This window comes from Stenotrophomonas sp. 169 (assembly GCF_014621775.1).
Classification (GTDB): domain Bacteria; phylum Pseudomonadota; class Gammaproteobacteria; order Xanthomonadales; family Xanthomonadaceae; genus Stenotrophomonas.
Genome location: NZ_CP061204.1, coordinates 2,927,341 through 2,946,165, shown reverse-complemented (window position 1 = coordinate 2,946,165; position 18,825 = coordinate 2,927,341). Strand labels below are relative to the sequence as shown.

The window sequence follows — 18,825 nt, the reverse complement described above, 5'->3', positions numbered from 1 at the left end:
CGATGAGCGGTGTGTGGTTGTTGAATGCGACGCGGCTCCAACCGCGAACGTGATGTCGCGCAGAGCGCTGTAGGGAGTCACGGACTAGTCGTTATTGGCCCTGCCAGGTGCGACACGGCAGGCAGCGCGGCGATCCGGGTCTGTCACCTGGGCGCAAAAAAAAAGGCCCGCTTGCGCGGGCCGTGATGCAGTGAAACGGTCAGGTCGTGCTGACGCCATCAGGCGTCGACTTCGTCGTCCTTGTACGCATCGACCGGGATGCAGGCACACATCACGTTCTTGTCGCCATACACGTTATCCACGCGGGCCACGGGCGGCCAGTACTTGGACTGCCGCAGGCTGGCCAAGGGGAACGCCGCCAGCTCGCGCGGATACGCATGCGTCCATTCGCTGGCCGTCACGGCGGCGGCGGTGTGCGGTGCGTTCTTCAAGGGATTGTCTTCGCGCTCCAGACGGCCATCTTCGATCGCGGCGATCTCTTCGCGGATCTGGATCATCGCGTCGATGAAGCGGTCCAGCTCATGCTGGGATTCGCTCTCGGTCGGCTCGACCATCAACGTGCCGGCCACCGGGAAGCTGAGGGTGGGGGCGTGGAAGCCAAAGTCGATCAGCCGCTTGGCGATGTCCTCTGCGCCGATGCCGCTGGTCTTTTCCAGCGGACGGATATCCAGGATGCACTCGTGCGCGACCAGCCCATTGCGGCCGGTATACAGGGTCTTGAAGTGCGGGGCCAGCCGCTTTGCAATGTAATTGGCATTGAGCAGCGCGACCTGCGTGGCCTTGCGCAGCCCTTCGGTCCCCATTAGCGTGATGTACATCCAGCTGATCGGCAGGATCGAGGCGCTGCCGAACGTGGCGGCCGAGACCATCCCGACATCACCCTCGCCGCCAAGCGCGCGCGGCAGGAACGGGGCCAGGTGCGATTTGACGGCACACGGTCCCACGCCGGGACCACCGCCGCCGTGCGGGATGCAGAAGGTCTTGTGCAGGTTCAAGTGGGAAACGTCCGAGCCCCACTTGCCGGGCTTGGCCACACCGACCAAGGCATTCATGTTGGCGCCATCGGTGTACACCTGGCCACCGTGCTGGTGGATGATCTCGCAGATGTCGACGATCTCTTCCTCGAACACGCCGTGCGTGGACGGATAGGTGACCATCAGCGCGGCGAGTCGGTCGCTGTACTTTTCTGCGTTGCGGCGGATGTCATCGACGTCGACATTGCCGTTGGCGTCTGTCTTGGTGACCACGACCTTCATCCCGCACATCTGCGCCGAGGCCGGGTTGGTGCCGTGAGCGGAGTCGGGAATGAGGCAGATATCGCGGTGATCGTCGCCGCGCGAGCGGTGGTAAGCACGGATGGCCAACAGGCCGGCATATTCGCCCTGCGCGCCGGAGTTGGGCTGCAGGCTCACAGCGTCGTAACCGGTGCATTCCACCAGCATCGCTTCAAGGCCCTCGATGAGTGCCTTGTAGCCAATGGCCTGTTCCGCCGGAACCAGCGGATGGATGTTGCCGAACTCCGGCCAGGTGACCGGAATCATTTCGGCGGTGGCATTGAGCTTCATCGTGCACGAACCCAGCGGGATCATCGTGCGATCCATCGCCAGATCCTTGTCGGCCAACGAGCGCAGGTAACGCAGCAGTTCGTGTTCGCTGTGGTGGGTATTGAAGACCGGGTGGGTCAGGAACGCGCTGCTGCGCACCAGGCCGGCCGGAATGGCATCGGCCGTGCTCGCATCGAGTGCTTCCACATCCGCGTGTGCACCGAATACCTGGGCCAGCGCGACGATGTCTTCGCGGGTGGCGGTTTCATCCAGGCTGATGCCCACCGAACTGCTGTCGATCGCGCGCAGGTTATAGCCGGCAGCGCGCGCCTTGGCATGCACGGCGTCGGCGTCTATGCCGGTGACATGCAGCGTGTCGAAGAACGTTTCGCCAACGGCCACCGCGTTGCTGCGCAGGGCAGCCGCCAGGATCGCCGCCAGGCGATGGGTGCGGCGGGCAATGCGGGTCAGGCCTTCCGGGCCGTGGTACACCGCGTACATCGACGCCATCACCGCCAGCAGTACCTGCGCGGTACAGATGTTGGAGGTGGCCTTCTCGCGGCGGATGTGCTGCTCGCGGGTCTGCAGGGTCAAGCGGTACGCCGGGTTGCCCTGCGCGTCGATCGATACGCCGATCAGGCGGCCGGGCATCGAGCGCTTGTAGGCATCACGGCAGGCCATGAAGGCGGCATGCGGGCCACCGAAACCGAACGGCACGCCGAAACGCTGGCTGTTGCCGACCACGATGTCCGCGCCCCATTCGCCCGGTGCCACCAGCAAGGTCAGTGCGAGCAGGTCGGTCGCCACGGCCACCAGGCCGCCGCGTGCATGCACGGCATCGACCAGCGCCTTATAGTCGCCGACCTGGCCGAAGGTGTCCGGGTACTGCAGCAGCAGGCCGAACGCTTCCGCTTCCAGTGCTTCGGCCGGGGTGCCCACGCGCAGTACGATGCCCAGCGGCTCGGCGCGGGTGCGCAGCAGTTCCAGCGTCTGCGGATGCACCGCGTCGTGCACGAAGAAGGTGTCCGACTTCGACTTCGCCGAACGCTTGGCCAGGGTCATTGCTTCGGCGGCCGCCGTGGCTTCGTCCAGCAACGAGGCATTGGCGATTTCCATGCCGGTCAGGTCCGCGCACAGCGTCTGGAAGTTGATCAACGCTTCCATGCGGCCCTGCGAGATCTCGGCCTGGTACGGCGTGTAGGCCGTGTACCACGCGGGGTTTTCCAGGATGTTGCGCAGGATGACGTTCGGCGTGTGGGTACCGTAATAGCCCTGGCCGATGAAGCTGCGCAGCACCGTGTTCTGGTCGGCGATTGCACGGATCTTCGCCAGCGCCTCGACTTCAGTCACCGATTCGGGCAACGCCAGCGGTGCCGGCGACTTGATGCGCGCGGGCACGATGGCGTCGGTCAGCGCATCCAGCGAGGCGTGGCCGACCACGCCGAGCATCTGCGCGATTTCGGCATCGTTGGGGCCGATATGGCGTTCGACGAACGCGTTGTGATGTTCGAGCTCGCGCAGCGAAGGGGTGTTCTGGGGCATGGCGAAGGATCCGTCGGGAAAGGGCACGCACGTGGGCAGGCCGCCATTCGGCAGCCTGCGGGGCGCCCCTCTGTCCTTTTGCCTGAGAGTTTGGAAGCGCGCGTGTGCGCGGCTTCGTGCCCCTTCGGCGCCGGATCGAACCGGTCTCTCCAGAGTTTTGATGCGGGTGGTCACGGGCCTGAGCGATTACGGGCGTTTGCGCCTTCGGCAGCGGTGTCCTGCTTCTCCCACCTTGTTGCCCGTTGATTATAGCGGTCGGCCCTGATGGATGTGCGGCTGAATGGAGTCAGGGACCAGACGTTTTCGGATCGGACCGAATGGCAAAGGGGACCGCTACGGCCTATCATGACGCACCATTCGTATTCATCCGGCGCCGCCTTCCTGTCTTTTCCGGACACGGGCTGGCGCCTGCCGCGCATGGCCTGCGCGGCTCCTCCGGACACCTCCATGACTGCCGCCTCGCCCTCGACCCGCCGTCTGGCTCTGCTGCTCGCAGGTCTGGCGATGTTTGGTCCGTTCTCGATCGACACGATCTTTCCCGCCTTTCCGCAACTGGCGCAGCGCCTGCGCGTGGACGAGGTCGCGGTGCAGCAGACCATCAGCGTGTACCTGCTGTTCTACGGGCTGATGAGTTTGGCCCACGGGCCGCTTTCGGATGCGCTGGGTCGCAAGCGGGTGATCCTGGGGGGGTTGGTGATCTTTGTCGGCGCCTCGGTAGGCTGCGCGCTGTCAACCGATCTGACCACGCTGCTGGTGTTCCGCGCGCTGCAGGGTCTGTCAGCGGGCGTTGGCATGATCGTCGGCCGTGCGGTGATCCGCGATCTGTACCACGGCCATGATGCCCAGCGGCTGATGAGCCAGGTCTCGATGATCTTCGGCATCGCCCCAGCCATCGCACCGATCATCGGCGGCTGGATCCTGCTCAGTGGCGCCGGTTGGCCGCTGATCTTCTGGTTCCTGGTGGTGTTTTCGTTGCTGTTGCTGGTGGCCACGGCGCGGTTCCTGCCCGAGACGCATCCGGTCGAAGCGCGTACGTCGCTGTCGCCGCGCGGATTGCTGCGCGACTACCTGCGGATGGGCTCCAACCCACGCCTGTTGCGCCTTGCGCTGGCCAGCGCGCTGAATTTTTCCAGCGTGTTCCTGTACATCTCCTCGGCCCCGGTGTTCGTCATGCAGCACCTGAAACTGGGGGAGGGCGGTTTTGCCTGGCTGTTCGTGCCGACCATCGGCGGGATGACGCTGGGGGCGTTCCTGTCCGGGCAGATGGCCGGGCGTGTGCTTCCGCAGCGGCAGATCGGCATCGGCTTCGGCCTGTGTGGATTGTCGGCGGTGCTCAACATCGGCTACGTGCTGTCGGTGCCAGAAATCGCTTTGCCTTGGGCAGTCGTTCCGATATTCATGGGGGGCACCGGACTGGCGATGATCTTCCCGATCCTGGCGCTGGGCGTGCTGGATCTGTACCCGCATCAGCGCGGGCTCGCCTCCTCGATGCAGATGTTCATCCAGATGATGATCAATACCTTCGTTGCCGGTGTGCTGTCGCCCCTGCTGAGCAGCAACCCGGTGCATCTCGCCTTTGGCTACGCTGGTTTCTTCGTGCTTGGGGCGTCGGTGTGGTACTGGGAAAACGCCTGCGCTCGGCGCAACCCGCACGCCCATGCACGCTGAGCGCCAGCCGGCAGAGCCGCTGCGCCGTGCGCGGGCCGTGGCGGTGAAGCCGGCGCGGGACGCCGCTGGGGTATCCTTGCGCACCCGGATGACTGTAAGCCCCTGATGTCGACCACTTCCAAACTGCGCCGCGATATCCGCCGGCGCCGCGAAACCCAGACCGCCAACCGGGACGCTGCCAACGCCTCGCCCGTCGAGCCGCACGCCGAACTGCGCGATCAGCAGCGGACGCTGCTGGCCGGCATTGTCCGCCGCGATGGCGAATGGGTGCTGGGCATGGACGGTCGCATTGCCGGCCAGAGCGAGAGTGCTGCCCAGGTGCTGTCCCTGATCATGCAGGCGGGTGAACTGCACGAGCGCAATGGCACGCCGGTGCGCCTGGTGTATTCCGATGCGCTGCGTGACGCCGCGCAGGCGGAGGCCAATGCGCAAGGGGTCAGTTTCGATGAGTTCAAGGATGCGCTTGCCGCGAAGATGACGGCAGGCAAGGCCAACTGATCAGCCGTGACGGCGCCGGGCGATGCCCGGCGTCGCATGAAGTCCGAAGGTAGCGCCGAGCAGGGCGCGGCGCTACCGGATCACGGGGCGCGGTCAGCGCTGTGCGGGCGCTGCCGGCGCTGCCGGTGCAGCAGGCGCCGCGGCACTGGCCTGCCAACCGCACACCTGGCCCTGGTTCTGCTCCTTCAGCCACGCGTTGACCGGGCTGAAGTACTCGATCATCGGGCCGGCATCCAGCTTTTCACCACCGGTGAGTTCCTTCAGGGTGGCCTGCCACGGCTGGCTGGCACCCTTGCTCAGCATGGCCCAGAACTTCTGCCCCGCTTCCTTGTTGCCGTAGAAGCTGCACTCATGCAGCGGGCCCTTGTAGCCGGAGGCATCGCACAGGCCCTTGTAGAACTGGAACTGCAGGATGCGGGCCAGGAAGTAGCGCGTATAGGGCGTATTGCCCGGCACGTGGTACTTCGCGCCCGGATCGAAGAACTCCTCGCCGCGCGTGGTGGCCGGTGCCACGCCCTGGTAACGCGCCTTCAGGTCCCACCAGGCCTTGTTGTAATTGTCCGGCGTGATCGAGCCGTCGAACACGCCCCAGCGCCAGCGGTCGATCATCAGGCCGAAGGGCAGGAAGGCCACGCCGGACAGGGCCATCCGCATCTGGTTGTTGATCACCGCTTCGCGGCTTTCTTCCGGCTTGTCCACCAGACCGATCGAATTGAGGTACTTGGGCGTCATCGCAAGCACGATGGTGTCGCCGATTGCTTCATGGAAGCCGTCGTTCGCACCGCCCTGGAACAGCGGCGGCAGCGGGTTGTAGGCCAGGTCGTAATAGATGTGGCCCAGCTCGTGGTAGATCGTGGTGAAGTTCTCTTCGTTGGGCTTGATGCACATCTTGGTGCGCACATCGCCTTCCATGTTCATGTCCCACGCGCTGGCATGGCACACCACGTCGCGGTCCTGCGGTTTGATGAACTGGGTCTTGTCCCAATAGGACTTCGGCAACGACGGCATGCCCAGTGACACGTAGAAATCCTGGGCGCGTTCGGTCATCTGCCGCGCAGTGCGCAGTTCGGCCTCACGCTGCGCCTTGTACAGGCCTTCCACGTTGGCGTTGCTGCCCGCCTTGGCCAGTGCGCCGCTCAGGTTGCCCTGATACTGCTTTTCCAGCGCAGCTGTGATGTCCAGGCTGCCCGCACCCGGGTACGGCTGCAGCTGGTCCCACAGGTTGGACCAGTCCTGCTGCCACATGTTGCCGGTCAGATGGGCAGCGATCAGGCCATTGCCCACTTCGGCCTTGTCCTTGCCGTAGGTGGCGTCCAGCTTGCCGCGCGCGTAGCAGTGCAACTGCTCGTACATCGGCTTGACCTGTTCCCACAACCGGTCGGTTTCCGGACCGATCTGCTCCGGCGGCATGTCGTACCCGCTGCGCCACATCTGTCCGGCATCAGCGAAACCCAGGCCCTTGGCGCCTTCGTTGACCAGGCTCACGAACTGCTGGTAATCACCGCGCATGTCTTTGGTGGTGCCGTGCCAGCCCTGCCAGGCATCCAACTGCTGGTCGTAGTCACGGCTGCTGGACAGCACCTGCTCCAGGTCGCCCAGTTGGCGGCAGGAAGTGGGATCGTTGGCATCGGTGCAGTACTTGCCTGCACCGTAGCTGCCTTCCATGCGTGTGGCGATCTGGGTCAGCTGGGCCAGCTTGGCCGGGTCGCGCGGGGCCGGCATCGACGACATCAGCTTGAGCAGGTGCAGGGCGCGCTTGCTGTCGTCGGACATCTCCTGCCCCTCGAACTTCGCGGCCTGTTCGATCCAGCTGTTGAGCTGGGTCAGCGAGCGTTCGTTGGCCTTGGCCGCCACACGCTCGGAATCGCTGTTGATGTAGGTGGAAGACAGCCACTGTGCCGAGGTCATCTCCGGGTACGCGGCCTTGTACTCCGCATTGATCCGGGCCACGAACTGGTCAGCGGTTTCGCCGGCCGGTGCCGTGGTCGCCGCAGTGTCGGCTTCCGGCGAAGGGTCCTTCTTGCAGGCGGCCAGCGACAACGTGGCGGCGGCGATCGCCGAGGCCAGCAGGAGATGACGGTGTTTCACGGGCGATCCTTGGGTGGTGAACGACCGCCGAAGGCTAGTGGGCGCGGCGGGTTGCCGCAAGTGGCATCCGTGCTGGCGGCGAGGGCGGGGGGACGTGAATCCGACACGGGCAGCGGTACCATGCAGCCACACACAGGGTGGGAAAGCGCATGCGGCTTCTGGTGATCGAGGACAACCGGCAACTGGTCGCCAACCTGTTCGACTACTTCGAATCGCGTGGGCACGTGCTGGACGTCGCGCCGGACGGCATCACCGGGCTGCACCTGGCGACCACGCAGACCTATGACGTGGTGATCCTGGACTGGATGCTGCCGCGCATGGAAGGGCCTGAAGTGCTGCGCCGCCTGCGGTCGGACCACGCCTCTGAAGTGCCGGTCATCATGCTCACCGCACGCGACGACCTGCCTGACAAGATCGCCGGGTTCCGGGCGGGCGCGGACGACTACCTGACCAAACCCTTCGCACTGCCCGAGCTGGAGGTCCGCCTGGATGCACTGCGAGTGCGCGCGCAGGGCCGTAATCCGCGCAAACGGCTGCAGGTGGGCGATCTGGTGCTTGACCTGGCAACGCTGGAAGCCCAGCGCGCGGGCCAGACGCTGCACCTCTACCCCGCCTGCCGCAAGTTGCTGGAGGTGCTGATGCGCGCAAGCCCCGCAGCGGTGACGCGCCAGCAGCTGGAGTTCGCCCTGTGGGGCGACGAGCCGCCTGACGGTGACCTGCTGCGCTCGCATGTCTACGAACTGCGTCGCAGCGTGGACGGCCCCTTCGCGCGCAAGCTGCTGCACACGCTGCCGCGCGTCGGTTACCGCCTGGCCGTGCAGGACCCGGAGGCCACCGATGGCGGCTAGGCCTGCTCCGTTGTACCGGCGGGTACTGGGATGGCTGCTGACCTACCTGGCCTTGATCTCACTGGCCGTGTTCGGGGTTGGCAACAACGTGCATGAGCACGCCGAACATGCGGCCTGGCGGGCGCTGTTGAACTCCGAGCTGGACAGCATCCTCGCGCACAGTGCGCGCGACCCGCAGTACCGCTGGCAGGATTCGGACACGCTCAGTCTGTTCCGGCTGGACCAGCCGGGAACGCCGGCCAGCGTGCGTGATCTCCATCCCGGGCTGCACGATGGCGTGCCCATCGGGGAGCGGCAGGCGGCGGTGATGGTGCGGCAGACCCAGACGATGGGGCGCGTGGCGTTGGCATTGGATATTTCGGATTTCGAGGCGCTGGAGCAGTTCGCTACCCGCTGGGTGCTGCTGGCTGGCTTGGTGATGGTGATCGTGACCGTGGTGATGGCGCGGCTGGGCATGCAGCGGGTAGTGCGTCCGTTGAGCCTGTTGGCGCGTGACATTGCCGCGTTGAAGCCCGGTGCGCCGGGCCAGCATATCCAGGTGGATGCACGTGGCAGCGCCGAGCTGCATACCATTGCCAATGCGCTCAACGACTACCTGGCGCGCAACGAGCAGTTCGTCGAGCGCGAGCGGGTGTTCATCAGCACGGCCAGCCATGAGCTGCGCACGCCGGTAGCGGTGATCACCGGTGCGGCCGAACTGGCGTTGGAACAACCGGGGCTGCCGGAGCGTGCACGCCAGCAGATGCTGCGCGTACAGCGTACAGCGGCGGACGTTGAAGAACTGATCGAACTGCTGCTGGTGCTGGCCCGCGACCCGGCACGACTTTCCGCGCGTGCCGAGCGCGTCGCCCTGGACCAGTTGCTGCCGCAGATCATCGAAGACCATCGCCACCTGCTGGGAGACAAGGACCTGACCGTGGCCCTGCGCGCCGCGCCGGTGGATATCGTGGCGCCGCTGGCCGTCGTGCAGGCGGCGATCGGCAACCTGCTGCGCAACGCGATCGAGAACAGCGGTCGCGGCGCGATCCAGCTCGATCTTTCGTCCGCCGGCGTGCTGACCCTGCGCGATCCGGGACACGGCATGAGCCCGGAGGAGATCGCGGCCATCCATGCACGGATGGCGCGCGGGCTCCGCAACGAACACGGCGGCATCGGCCTGGAGCTGGTGGCACGGCTGTGCGAGCACCTGGGCTGGACCTTGCGGTTCGACCCGGTGCAGCCACGCGGCACGCGGGCGACACTGGATGTCAGCGCGTCGGGCGTACCTTTCCCTGGGTAGAGTGCGTGCCGGCTGAAGTCGGCACGCTCGGCAGCGGCTCTTTTCAAGCGCGGTGGTGATGGCGATGTTAAGCTCGAAGGGTGCCGCGTCCTGCGGCATTTTTTTCGCCCACCATTTTCGATCGACAGAGGACGCCATGCCGACCGAACCTGCAACTGCCCTGATTTCCAGCGACATCGTCGGCCTGGGACTCATCGCTGCCACGCTTGCCCTGATCTTCTGGGCTGCCAGTGGTCCCACGCCACTGCTGAAGAAGATCTTCGCCTGGGTGCCGGCGTTGCTGCTGTGCTACTTCATCCCGGCCATCTACAACACGGCAGGGCTGATCGACGGCCATGGCACCGCGCTGTACAACCCGGTGGCGCGCGACGTGCTGCTGCCGGCCGCGCTCATCCTGCTCACCCTGTCCATCGACCTGAAGGGCATCGCCAAGCTGGGGCCGAAACTGCTGGTGGTGTTCTGTGCCGGCACCGCAGGCATCATGCTGGGGGCGATCGTGTCGTTCCAGGTGATGAAGCTGATCCATCCGGAAACGGTGGCCGGTGATACCTGGGCGGGCATGGCGGCACTGGCCGGCAGCTGGATCGGCGGCGGCGCGAACATGGTGGCGATGCGCGAGATCTTCGGCACCGACGCCACCACGTTTGGGCAGTTCGCGGTGGTGGACGTGGCCTGCGCCAGCCTGTGGATGGCGATCCTGCTGTTCCTGGCCAACCGTTCGCAGCAGATCGATGCGCGCAATGGCGCGGATACGCGGGCCATCGATGAGATGAAGGCCCGCATCAGCGCTTACGAGGCGCAGAACTCGCGCATCCCCACGCTGACCGATCTGATGGTCATTGTCGGCGTAGCGCTCGGCGGCGTCGGTCTGGCGCACGCCATCGCGGCACCGCTGGCCGCGTGGTTCAAGGCCAACGTGGGCTGGTCCAGCCAGTTCAGCCTGGACAGTCAGTTCGTCTGGGTCGTGCTGTTCTCCACTGGCCTCGGCCTGGCGCTCAGCTTCACCCGCGCAAGGCGGCTGGAGTCGGCCGGCGCATCGAAACTGGGTACCGTGTTCCTGTATTTCCTGATCGCCTGCATCGGCATGCAGATGGATCTGCTGTCGCTGCTTGATCGGCCGTGGCTGTTCGCGCTGGGCCTGATCTGGATGGCCACCCACGTGCTGGTGCTGTGGATCGTGGCGAAGCTGTTGCGCGCGCCGCTGTTCTTCTTCGGCGTCGGCTCGATGGGCAACATCGGCGCAGCCGCATCGGCACCGGTGGTGGCCGCGGCCTTCCACCCGAGCCTGGCGCCGGTCGGTGTGCTGTTGGGCACGGTGGGGTATGCGACGGGAACCGGACTGGCGTACGTTACCGGCCTGATCCTGAAGGCGATGGCCGGCGCCTAGTGCCGGCCGTCAGAAAACCGCAGGTCCAGCGCGCGAGCCGGCCTTTGCGCCGGCTCGTGACGCGGCACACGCAGGGAGCAGGGGGCCTGCTCAGCGGGCAGCTGGCTCCACTGAGATGTGTGAGACGCTTCCATCAAGGGGACCTCCCTTGAAGGGTCTTACCCGCAGGTAGGCCGAGTCGAACTCGAGGTCCAGACGTTCTACGGACTGCGGCTGGTTCCAGGCGATGTCCTGCAGCACGTCGATGACGGTGTAAGCGCGCTGGGTATCGCCATCTGCCGCATCATGCAGCGTCACGCGTTGGCCCTGGCGGGCACCCCGGAAAACGAGCGAGCGTATCGTGTTGTTCTCGCAGCCCATGCGCGGCGCGGATGCAAGCGACCAGTTCCGTTCAAACGCCGTGCTGAAGCTGCATATCGGTCCGCCCGTTGCACCGTTGTCCGCGAAGGCAAACAGCCCGCCGTTGTTGTAGGTCTCGGCGAACTCCAGCATGTCGCCCCACTCGATGAAATCGATCGCCAGATAGTTCGGCATGCGTTTGGCGGCGGGGAGGCAGGCCGTGTCCAGTCGCTGCACGACGGTGTCCAGGCGATTGTCGACACCGCTATGCCAGGAAAAGGGCGCGCCGTGGAAATGATTCATGACGAACAGGCGCGGCAGCCCCAGTGGCTGGTCGGTTGCGTCCAGGGGAATCCCACTCCAGCGGGGTCTGCACGTAGTGTCATGGGTGAAGATCGTGGCGCCCAGGCTCCAATAGTTCTCTGCGGTGACTGCCTGGTCGTGCATGAACGTGATCGCCCCATCGGCATACGCGCCTGAAAGCTCCGCCCGCTGTGTCAGAACCAACAGGCGCTGGTCGGCCGCGATCAGTTCGCGCAGGGTAGGCCACTGCCCACGCAGCGCCGTCCAGCGGGGATCGCCCGGCTTGAAGCTGTGCTTGAACAGGCCGGCGTTGTCGCGCACGAACGCGTCCATTGCGCCACGCCGATAGTAATCTTCAAGCTGAAGTGTGATGACTGCGTCCGGATGGGTGTCCAGATAGCGGGACACCGCCCCCATGTCCTCCGTCAGGGGTGCCTTGCGTCCAAAGGTGCAGTCCGCATGGCAGGTAAACAGTCGCCCGTCACGCTCATGGATGTCCAGCATCAGCCCCCGCACGCCACGCTGGAGCTGCTCGGTTATGTCGAAGGACTGGTTGGGTAGCAGGCCTCCGTGATTCGCTGCGTTGTGGGTGGTGATCCAGAGGTAGTGGTCGAGCGGCCGGTCGAGGTCGATCATGTCAGCAGGGCGCGGGCTCACCGCGTGCGCGGCAAGGGCGTGAAAAAGCAGAAATGACGACCACAGTGCGGGGTGCTTCATGGCGCGGATGCTCCGCTGGGATGAGGCCCGACTATCTGTCGACCGACAATGCGGGATGGCGACGCGGGTCCCATAACCCGCCTCTACGTTGCGGATTACGTCTTTTTCAGCACATCCATGACGCGACGTTGGACGCCTTTCATGCGGCCGTGCCACGGCCCGACACGCACGGCGCGGGATCGTGCACGGATCCTTGAAGAACATCGTGCCGGACCCGACAAGGCGTGAAAGCGATCCGTGGAGACTGCCCTGTGACGACGTGCAGGCGGGCCGGCCGACAAGCACTGGAACGTACAGACAAGTAAGAGTTTCACCCGCCCCGCCATTTCTGCGACCCGCATTGACTCATCACGTCCGCCGACGTCGTAAAAAGGCCGCGCGCTTGAAGCCTGACACAACGCCGGGCGGGCGCTGCTGTACGCCTTGAAGAGAGAAAAACGATGAATCGTAATTCCTTCACTCGAACCTGCCTGTTGGCGCTTGCCCTGTCCACCGCCGTATCCACGGCCCACGCCGGAACCGCACTGACGCTGGAGCCCGGTGCGTCCGTGGCGTCGGTCCTGGGCAACGCCATCCTTGAGGTGCGCGACCTCGTGCGGCATCAGGATTTCGTCGCGGATGCGCTCGCTGTGATCGCCGCAGAAGGCGGGGAGACGGCACCTTTGTCGAAGGTCGTCGAGCAGCTCGGCGCGCATGCGATGGCGGCCAGCCGTCTGCAGCGGGCGAATCGGAGCCTGCGCGCGCTGAAGGGCCTTCCGGAGCAGGGTGCCGATCTCCTGCAGGTCAGGGTATTGCTGCCAGAAGGCACCCAACGGGAGGATTTTGCGCTGTCAGCGTACCGGGTGGCAGCGGTTCCGACGGGCGAGGATCGCCTGGATACGATGGTAAGAACGTATGCCGCCGATGGCAGCATGCTGGAAATCGGCATCGACGCGCGTCCCGCGTTCCCGCTGCTGCTGGTGGAGGTGGACACCCGCACCGCGCTGCGGGAGGGAATGAAGGTGGTCAACGAGGGACTGCTAGCAGCGGGCCTGCAGACGCTGCCCGCCCAGGTTGCCCAGGCCGATACGCTGGACATCACCCGGCTTGACCGCATCCGGCTCGCCGCTGACCAGGAGCCGAACCTCAAAGGGGATGCGGAGATATTCGCGATCGTTTCCGGGCTGCAGGTGGACGAGAAGAAGCCGGAGATGCGCACCTTCGAAATGCCGTGGCTGGACCATGACAAGACGGACTACTACCCCAGCCAGCCCTGGATTCTATGGGGAAACTACCGTTACGACGTGGCCAACGTGCAACTGTTCGAAGAAGATGGGGAAACCAACTACAAGACGATGCTCTCGGCACTCATCAAGGTGGTCGGGGCCACGATCGGTCCGATCCAGCCGTCCGTAGGTCTGGTCAGCGTGATCGCCGATGCGGTGCTGACGGTAATGCCTGACGCCTGGTTCGTTGATGAGCACGACTACGTCGACAGTTTCTATCTGCTGCAACGTGGCCAGGCGTACACAAGCCGGCCGGGTGCTGGCGCCAACGCGACCGTGGACCTGACGCCCATCACCCTGGGTAAGTGATCGACGGCAGGCGGCTGCGCTCATCGCGCAGCCGCCTGGACGAACACTCAGCAGCAACGGCCTCCGTTGCGCCCGCCGTAGCGCGCTTCCTGTCGCTCGCGGAAGAAGGTCTTGTAGTCCATCGGGGTGCGGTCCGGATGGTTTTCCAGCACGTGCCGCACGTAGTTGTCGTAATCCGGGATCCCGCAGCACAGCCGCGCGGTCTGCACCAGCCGCCGCCAGAGACGGCGGTGGGCCTGGTGCTGACCGACCGGTACCAGTTGTGTACTCATTACAGGTCCGCCATCTGGTGCGGCAGCAGCTTCACGTACTCGGTCTCGCGATCGGTACGTTGCGGGGTGCGGCGTGCGATGAAGATGGTCTTCAGCGCGTAGAACAGGATCGAGAAGACCACCAGCAGGAACAGCACCGTCAGGCTCGTATTGACGTACGCATTGACCACGATCTGCTGCATCTGGCCGACGGTCTTGGCCGGTGCGGTGATGGTGCCGCTGGCGATGGCGTCCTGGTACTTGTGTGCCTGTGCCAGGAAGCCCTGCGCCGGGTTGCTGTCGAAGATCTTGATCAGCCCCGCATACGTGGTGCAGATCAACAGCCATACCGCCGGCACAGCAGTGACCCAGGCGTAGCGGTCACGCTTCATCTTGAACAGCACCACGGTGCCGAGCATCAACGCGATGCCGGCCAGCATCTGGTTGGAGATGCCGAACAGCGGCCACAGGGTCTGGATGCCACCGAAGGGATCGACCACGCCGGAGTAGAGCAGGTAGCCCCACAGTGCGACACAGCCGGCCGTCGCCAGGATGTTGGCGGACCAGGATTCGGTCTTCTTCAGCGCCGGGATGAAGTTGCCCAGCAGATCCTGCAGCATGAAGCGACCGGCGCGGGTACCTGCATCGACCGCGGTCAGGATGAACAGTGCTTCGAACAGAATGGCGAAGTGGTACCAGAACGCCATCATCGCGTCGCCGGCGCTCGGGATCGCTTCGTGCAGGATCATCGCGATGCCGACCGCCAGTGTCGGTGCACCACCGGCGCGATGCAGGATGGTCGGCTCGCCGATGGCAACGGCCGTGGCTTCCAGCTGCTCCGGGGTGATGGTGAAGCCCCAGTTGGTAGTGATGTAGTGCGCGGCGGAAACCGCATCGGCACCGATCACCGAGGCGGGACTGTTCATGGCGAAGTAGATGCCCGGCTCGATGATCGAGGCGGCGACCAGCGCCATCACGGCAACGAACGATTCCATCAGCATGCCGCCGTAACCGATGTAGCGCGCATGCGATTCGTTGGCCAGCAGCTTGGGCGTGGTGCCCGACGCGATCAGCGCATGGAAGCCGGAGACCGCACCGCAGGCGATGGTGATGAACAGGAACGGGAACATCCCGCCCTTCCATACCGGACCGTCGCCGCTGGCGGCGAACTGGGTCAGCGCCGGCATTTTCAGCTCGGGCATGACGATCAGGATGCCGACGGCCAAGGCGATGATGGTGCCGATCTTGAGGAACGTGGACAGGTAGTCGCGCGGTGCCAGCAGCAGCCAGACCGGCAGCACCGAAGCCACGAAGCCATAACCGATCAGCATCCAGGTGATCTGCTTGGCGGTGAAGGTGAAGGCGGGACCCCAGACCGGGTCTGCGGCGACGATACCGCCGAACCAGATCGAGCCGAGCAGCAGGATCAACCCGACCACCGAGATCTCACCGATCTTGCCGGGGCGGATGTAGCGCATGTACACGCCCATGAAGAGCGCGATGGGCATCGTGGCGATGACCGTGAACATGCCCCACGGGCTTTCCGCCAGCGCCTTCACCACCACCATCGCCAGCACCGCGAGGATGATGATCATGATGAGGAAGGCACCGAACAGCGCGATGGTGCCGGGAACGGGCCCCATTTCTTCGCGCACCAGGTCACCCAGCGAGCGGCCGTTGCGGCGGCTGGACAGCACCAGGATCATGAAATCCTGCACTGCGCCGGCCAGGACCACGCCGACCACCAGCCACAGCAGTCCGGGCAGGTAGCCCATCTGTGCGGCCAGCACCGGGCCGACCAGGGGACCGGCACCGGCAATGGCAGCGAAGTGATGGCCGAACAGCACGTGCTTGTTGGTCGGCACGTAGTCCAGGCCATCGTTGTTCAGCACGGCGGGCGTGGCCCGCGTCGGGTCCAGCTGCAGCACCTTGCTGGCGACGAACAGACCGTAGAAACGGTAGGCGATCAGGTAGATGGAGACCGCAGCCACTACGATCCACAGGGCGTTGATCGGTTCACCGCGGCGCAGCGCCACGGTGCCCAGACAGAATGCGCCGAGCAATGCGAGCAGTGCCCAGCCCAGCTTTGAGAAGCCTTTCATGAGGTGAACTCTCCCGGAGGTACGTCGTAAGGGTCCGCTTTGGCCTTTGCAGGGTCAATGCAGACAGGGTGTTTCAGGGCTAGTACTTTGGTCGTAACCCGCCAGTGCCTCCCGGCGGTCCATTTCGGCGCACCCGGTCCAACGTCACGTGCCGTCGGCGGCGGACACCGAGGCGTGTCACGCCAGCATTGGAACAATGGGTTGCGGGGGGCGTGCTTGGTCCTGATCGCGACAGCGCCCATCTTTGTCGTAGTCATTCACTGGAGTTCCCATGAGCACCCACGCACCGGTCCGCGTTCTGCGTACGATCCGCGGCATGCCCACGTCTGACGGGGCGGGCGTGCGCCTGACCCGTGTCATCGGCGGCTCTTCGCTGCCGGACCTCGATCCGTTCCTGCTGCTGGACGAGTTCGGGACGGAGAAGGCCGAGGACTACATCGCCGGCTTTCCCAGCCACCCGCATCGGGGGTTCGAAACGGTCACCTACATGCTGGATGGCCGCATGCGGCATAAGGACAACCACGGCAACGAGGGCCTGCTGACGCCGGGCAGCGTCCAGTGGATGACGGCCGGCCGCGGTCTGGTCCATTCGGAGATGCCCGAGCAGGAAAGTGGGCGCATGCGCGGTTTCCAGCTGTGGGTGAACCTGCCAGCGCGGGACAAGATGACCGCGCCGAAATACCAGGAGTTCGCGCCGGAGGCGATTCCCCAGCTGACGCCGGCCGCGGGCGTGCGGGTCAAGGTCATCGCAGGAGAGGTCGACGGGACGGCGGGCCCGATCGTGCAGCCGGCAACCGACCCGGTTTACCTGGATATCGGCCTTGAGGCCGGGGCGACGTGGGACTACCGGCTGCCCGAAGGCCATCACGCGTTCGCCTACGTGTTCGAAGGCGATGCGGTGATCGGCCTCGGCGAAGATGCGCGTCCGCTGGCGAGCCAGGAGATGGCCGTGCTGGGCGGCGGCGATGCGCTGCACCTCGTCGGTGGCACGCGCGATGCGCGCCTCATCCTGGTCGCAGGCCGGCCGCTGCGCGAGCCGGTCGCTCGCCATGGACCGTTCGTGATGAACACGCGGCAGGAACTGATGCAGGCCTTCGTCGATTTCCAGGAAGGTCGTTTCTGAGCATGCGGCAAGCGGGGCCGGTCGTTGCATCGGCCCCACCGGCATGGCCTGCATGATCAGCGGCCGTCTGCCACGGCGGCCGGGGTCAGGTTCATGCCGCGGATCATCTGCTGCAGGCTGGCCCGCTCTTCGCTGTTGCTGGGATACAGGGCCATCTGCGCGTAGCGGTTCTTATCGATCTTGACCACGCTCACCCGCCGGTCAGCGAATCCCGGCGGCTCCTGCCCGCCCAGGTCGGGTTGGTACCAGTACAGTTCTTCGCCGGCGAAGCTGTCCTTTTCATGGCGCAGTGCGCGCGGCAAGCGAAGCCCCGGATCATTGCCGGTCAGCATCAGGCTCAGCACCTCGCGGCCGTCCCCTGTGGTGGCACGACACACCAGGAAATCCCCTGTGGCCTGTTCCTGCCACTGCAGGTTGCTGCTGGTGGGCAAGGACGGGCACTGCGGCGTGGTCTGCGCTGAAGCACTGACGGCGAGCGACATCAGGCACAGCAGAGCGGCGGTAGTCAGGCGGTTCATAGGTATCCCCAAGGCAGCAAGTCGACGGCACCGCCAGCGGCAGGCGGGCGCGGTCGCCGTTGCGACCTGGCCCCCATCCCCGGACGCCAACCCTGCCTGCCAGCCACGCTGGCGGGAGTTGGGATGACCTTAACGGAACGTGAGCGAGCGCACAAACCCTGTTACATCGGTAACCATCAGGCGGGCAGGGGAATGAACTCCTGATCGTCGCCCGGAATGGTGCCGAAGCGCCCGTTTTCCCAATCGAGCTTGGCCTGCTCGATGCGCTCCTTCGAACTGGAGACAAAGTTCCACCACAGATGGCGGTGGCCGTCCAGCGGCTCGCCGCCCATCAGCATGGCCTTGACCGGCGTTTTCGCGCGCAGGCGTCCGCGCGCCCCGTCAGCTGGCAGGATCAGGTGCTGCGCAGGCACGTCCACGCCATCCAACTGCGCCTGGCCGTCAAGGATGTAGAGCGATCGCTCGCGGTGACCGGTGTCCAGATCGATCTCCGCATCCGGCTGCAGATCGATGGCGACGTTGAGGGTATCGGCGAATACCTTCACCGGCGATTCCTCACCGTAGGCTCGGCCTGCGATCACCCGAAGCCACGCGCCATTGCGGTGTTGCTGGGGCAGCGTCGCGGCGGCGTGGTGGTGGAAGGCCGGCTCCACTTCCTCGAAACCCTTCGGCAGCGCGATCCAGGTCTGCATGCCATGCAGCGGATGGCCGTGTTCGCGCTCCGGCGGCGGCGTGCGTTCGGAGTGGGAAATGCCGCGGCCGGCGGTCATCCAGTTCACATCGCCAGGACGGATCACCTGGTCCGAGCCTAGGCTGTCCCGGTGGCCGATGGCACCGGACCAGAGGAAGGTCACAGTGGCCAGTCCGATGTGGGGATGCGGGCGCACGTCGATGCCGGTGCCGGGATCAAGCACGGCCGGGCCCATCTGATCGATGAACACGAAGGGTCCGACACTGCGCGCCTGCATGGTGGGTACGGCGCGGCGGACTTCCAGCCCGCCGATGTCGTGCACGCGCGGGGCGATGATGGTGGTCATGACGGGC

At 65.3% G+C, this 18,825-nt stretch carries 14 protein-coding genes and 1 riboswitch; of the genes, 7 read left to right on the top strand and 7 right to left on the bottom strand.

From position 1 onward, the window contains the following. Nucleotides 1–218 precede the first annotated feature (218 nt). Nucleotides 219–3,086 carry an aminomethyl-transferring glycine dehydrogenase gene (gene gcvP / locus ICJ04_RS12870; RefSeq protein ID WP_188324621.1) on the bottom strand — a complete coding sequence of 956 codons (2,868 nt, stop codon included), beginning with the start codon at nucleotides 3,084–3,086 and terminating at the stop codon, nucleotides 219–221. 60 nt (nucleotides 3,087–3,146) lie between these two features. Further along, nucleotides 3,147–3,249: riboswitch (glycine riboswitch) on the bottom strand. Nucleotides 3,250–3,533: 284 nt separating this feature from the next. On the opposite strand from gcvP, the gene ICJ04_RS12865 reads away from it, so the two are divergent. Beyond that, the gene (locus ICJ04_RS12865; RefSeq protein WP_188324620.1) at nucleotides 3,534–4,754 is read left to right on the top strand and encodes a multidrug effflux MFS transporter; all 1,221 of its coding nucleotides are present in this window, start codon (nucleotides 3,534–3,536) and stop codon (nucleotides 4,752–4,754) included. Between the two features lie 105 nt (nucleotides 4,755–4,859). Further along, nucleotides 4,860–5,252 carry a hypothetical protein gene (locus tag ICJ04_RS12860; RefSeq protein WP_188324619.1) on the top strand — a complete coding sequence of 131 codons (393 nt, stop codon included), beginning with the start codon at nucleotides 4,860–4,862 and terminating at the stop codon, nucleotides 5,250–5,252. Between the two features lie 93 nt (nucleotides 5,253–5,345). On the opposite strand, the gene ICJ04_RS12855 is transcribed toward ICJ04_RS12860, so the two are convergent. After that, a complete protein-coding gene (locus ICJ04_RS12855) occupies nucleotides 5,346–7,340 on the bottom strand; it encodes a M2 family metallopeptidase (protein ID WP_188324618.1) in 1,995 nt (664 codons plus the stop codon). 149 nt (nucleotides 7,341–7,489) lie between these two features. Between ICJ04_RS12855 and ICJ04_RS12850 the strand changes: the two genes are divergently transcribed. From ICJ04_RS12850 to ICJ04_RS12840, 3 genes are all read left to right on the top strand, one after another. Beyond that, complete coding sequence (locus tag ICJ04_RS12850) at nucleotides 7,490–8,188, top strand: response regulator transcription factor (protein WP_188324617.1); 699 nt, start codon at nucleotides 7,490–7,492, stop codon at nucleotides 8,186–8,188. After that, nucleotides 8,178–9,467 carry a HAMP domain-containing sensor histidine kinase gene (locus tag ICJ04_RS12845; RefSeq protein ID WP_188324616.1) on the top strand — a complete coding sequence of 430 codons (1,290 nt, stop codon included), beginning with the start codon at nucleotides 8,178–8,180 and terminating at the stop codon, nucleotides 9,465–9,467. Before ICJ04_RS12850 ends, ICJ04_RS12845 begins: the two co-directional genes overlap by 11 nt. A 136-nt stretch (nucleotides 9,468–9,603) precedes the next feature. After that, nucleotides 9,604–10,854 carry a DUF819 family protein gene (locus ICJ04_RS12840; protein WP_188324615.1) on the top strand — a complete coding sequence of 417 codons (1,251 nt, stop codon included), beginning with the start codon at nucleotides 9,604–9,606 and terminating at the stop codon, nucleotides 10,852–10,854. 90 nt (nucleotides 10,855–10,944) lie between these two features. On the opposite strand, the gene ICJ04_RS12835 is transcribed toward ICJ04_RS12840, so the two are convergent. Further along, entirely contained in the window at nucleotides 10,945–12,417 is a 1,473-nt protein-coding gene (locus tag ICJ04_RS12835) for a hypothetical protein (RefSeq protein ID WP_188324614.1), read from the bottom strand. A gap of 236 nt (nucleotides 12,418–12,653) precedes the next feature. On the opposite strand from ICJ04_RS12835, the gene ICJ04_RS12830 reads away from it, so the two are divergent. Continuing rightward, complete coding sequence (locus tag ICJ04_RS12830; protein WP_188324613.1) at nucleotides 12,654–13,787, top strand: DUF3103 family protein; 1,134 nt, start codon at nucleotides 12,654–12,656, stop codon at nucleotides 13,785–13,787. A 47-nt stretch (nucleotides 13,788–13,834) separates the two neighbouring features. On the opposite strand, the gene ICJ04_RS12825 is transcribed toward ICJ04_RS12830, so the two are convergent. Further along, entirely contained in the window at nucleotides 13,835–14,059 is a 225-nt protein-coding gene (locus ICJ04_RS12825; protein ID WP_188324612.1) for a CstA-like transporter-associated (seleno)protein, read from the bottom strand. Further along, nucleotides 14,059–16,140, bottom strand: coding sequence for a carbon starvation CstA family protein (locus ICJ04_RS12820; RefSeq protein WP_188324611.1), 2,082 nt, complete (start codon nucleotides 16,138–16,140; stop codon nucleotides 14,059–14,061). Before ICJ04_RS12820 ends, ICJ04_RS12825 begins: the two co-directional genes overlap by 1 nt. Before the next feature lie 271 nt (nucleotides 16,141–16,411). Here ICJ04_RS12820 and ICJ04_RS12815 point away from each other — a divergent pair, with 271 nt between their 5' ends. Continuing rightward, nucleotides 16,412–17,263, top strand: coding sequence for a pirin family protein (locus tag ICJ04_RS12815; RefSeq protein WP_188324610.1), 852 nt, complete (start codon nucleotides 16,412–16,414; stop codon nucleotides 17,261–17,263). A 56-nt stretch (nucleotides 17,264–17,319) separates the two neighbouring features. Here the strand turns inward: ICJ04_RS12815 and ICJ04_RS12810 are convergent, their stop codons facing one another. Continuing rightward, nucleotides 17,320–17,781, bottom strand: coding sequence for a hypothetical protein (locus ICJ04_RS12810; protein WP_223202883.1), 462 nt, complete (start codon nucleotides 17,779–17,781; stop codon nucleotides 17,320–17,322). Nucleotides 17,782–17,957: 176 nt separating this feature from the next. After that, the gene (locus ICJ04_RS12805) at nucleotides 17,958–18,818 is read right to left on the bottom strand and encodes a pirin family protein (RefSeq protein WP_188324609.1); all 861 of its coding nucleotides are present in this window, start codon (nucleotides 18,816–18,818) and stop codon (nucleotides 17,958–17,960) included. Nucleotides 18,819–18,825: the final 7 nt, after the last annotated feature.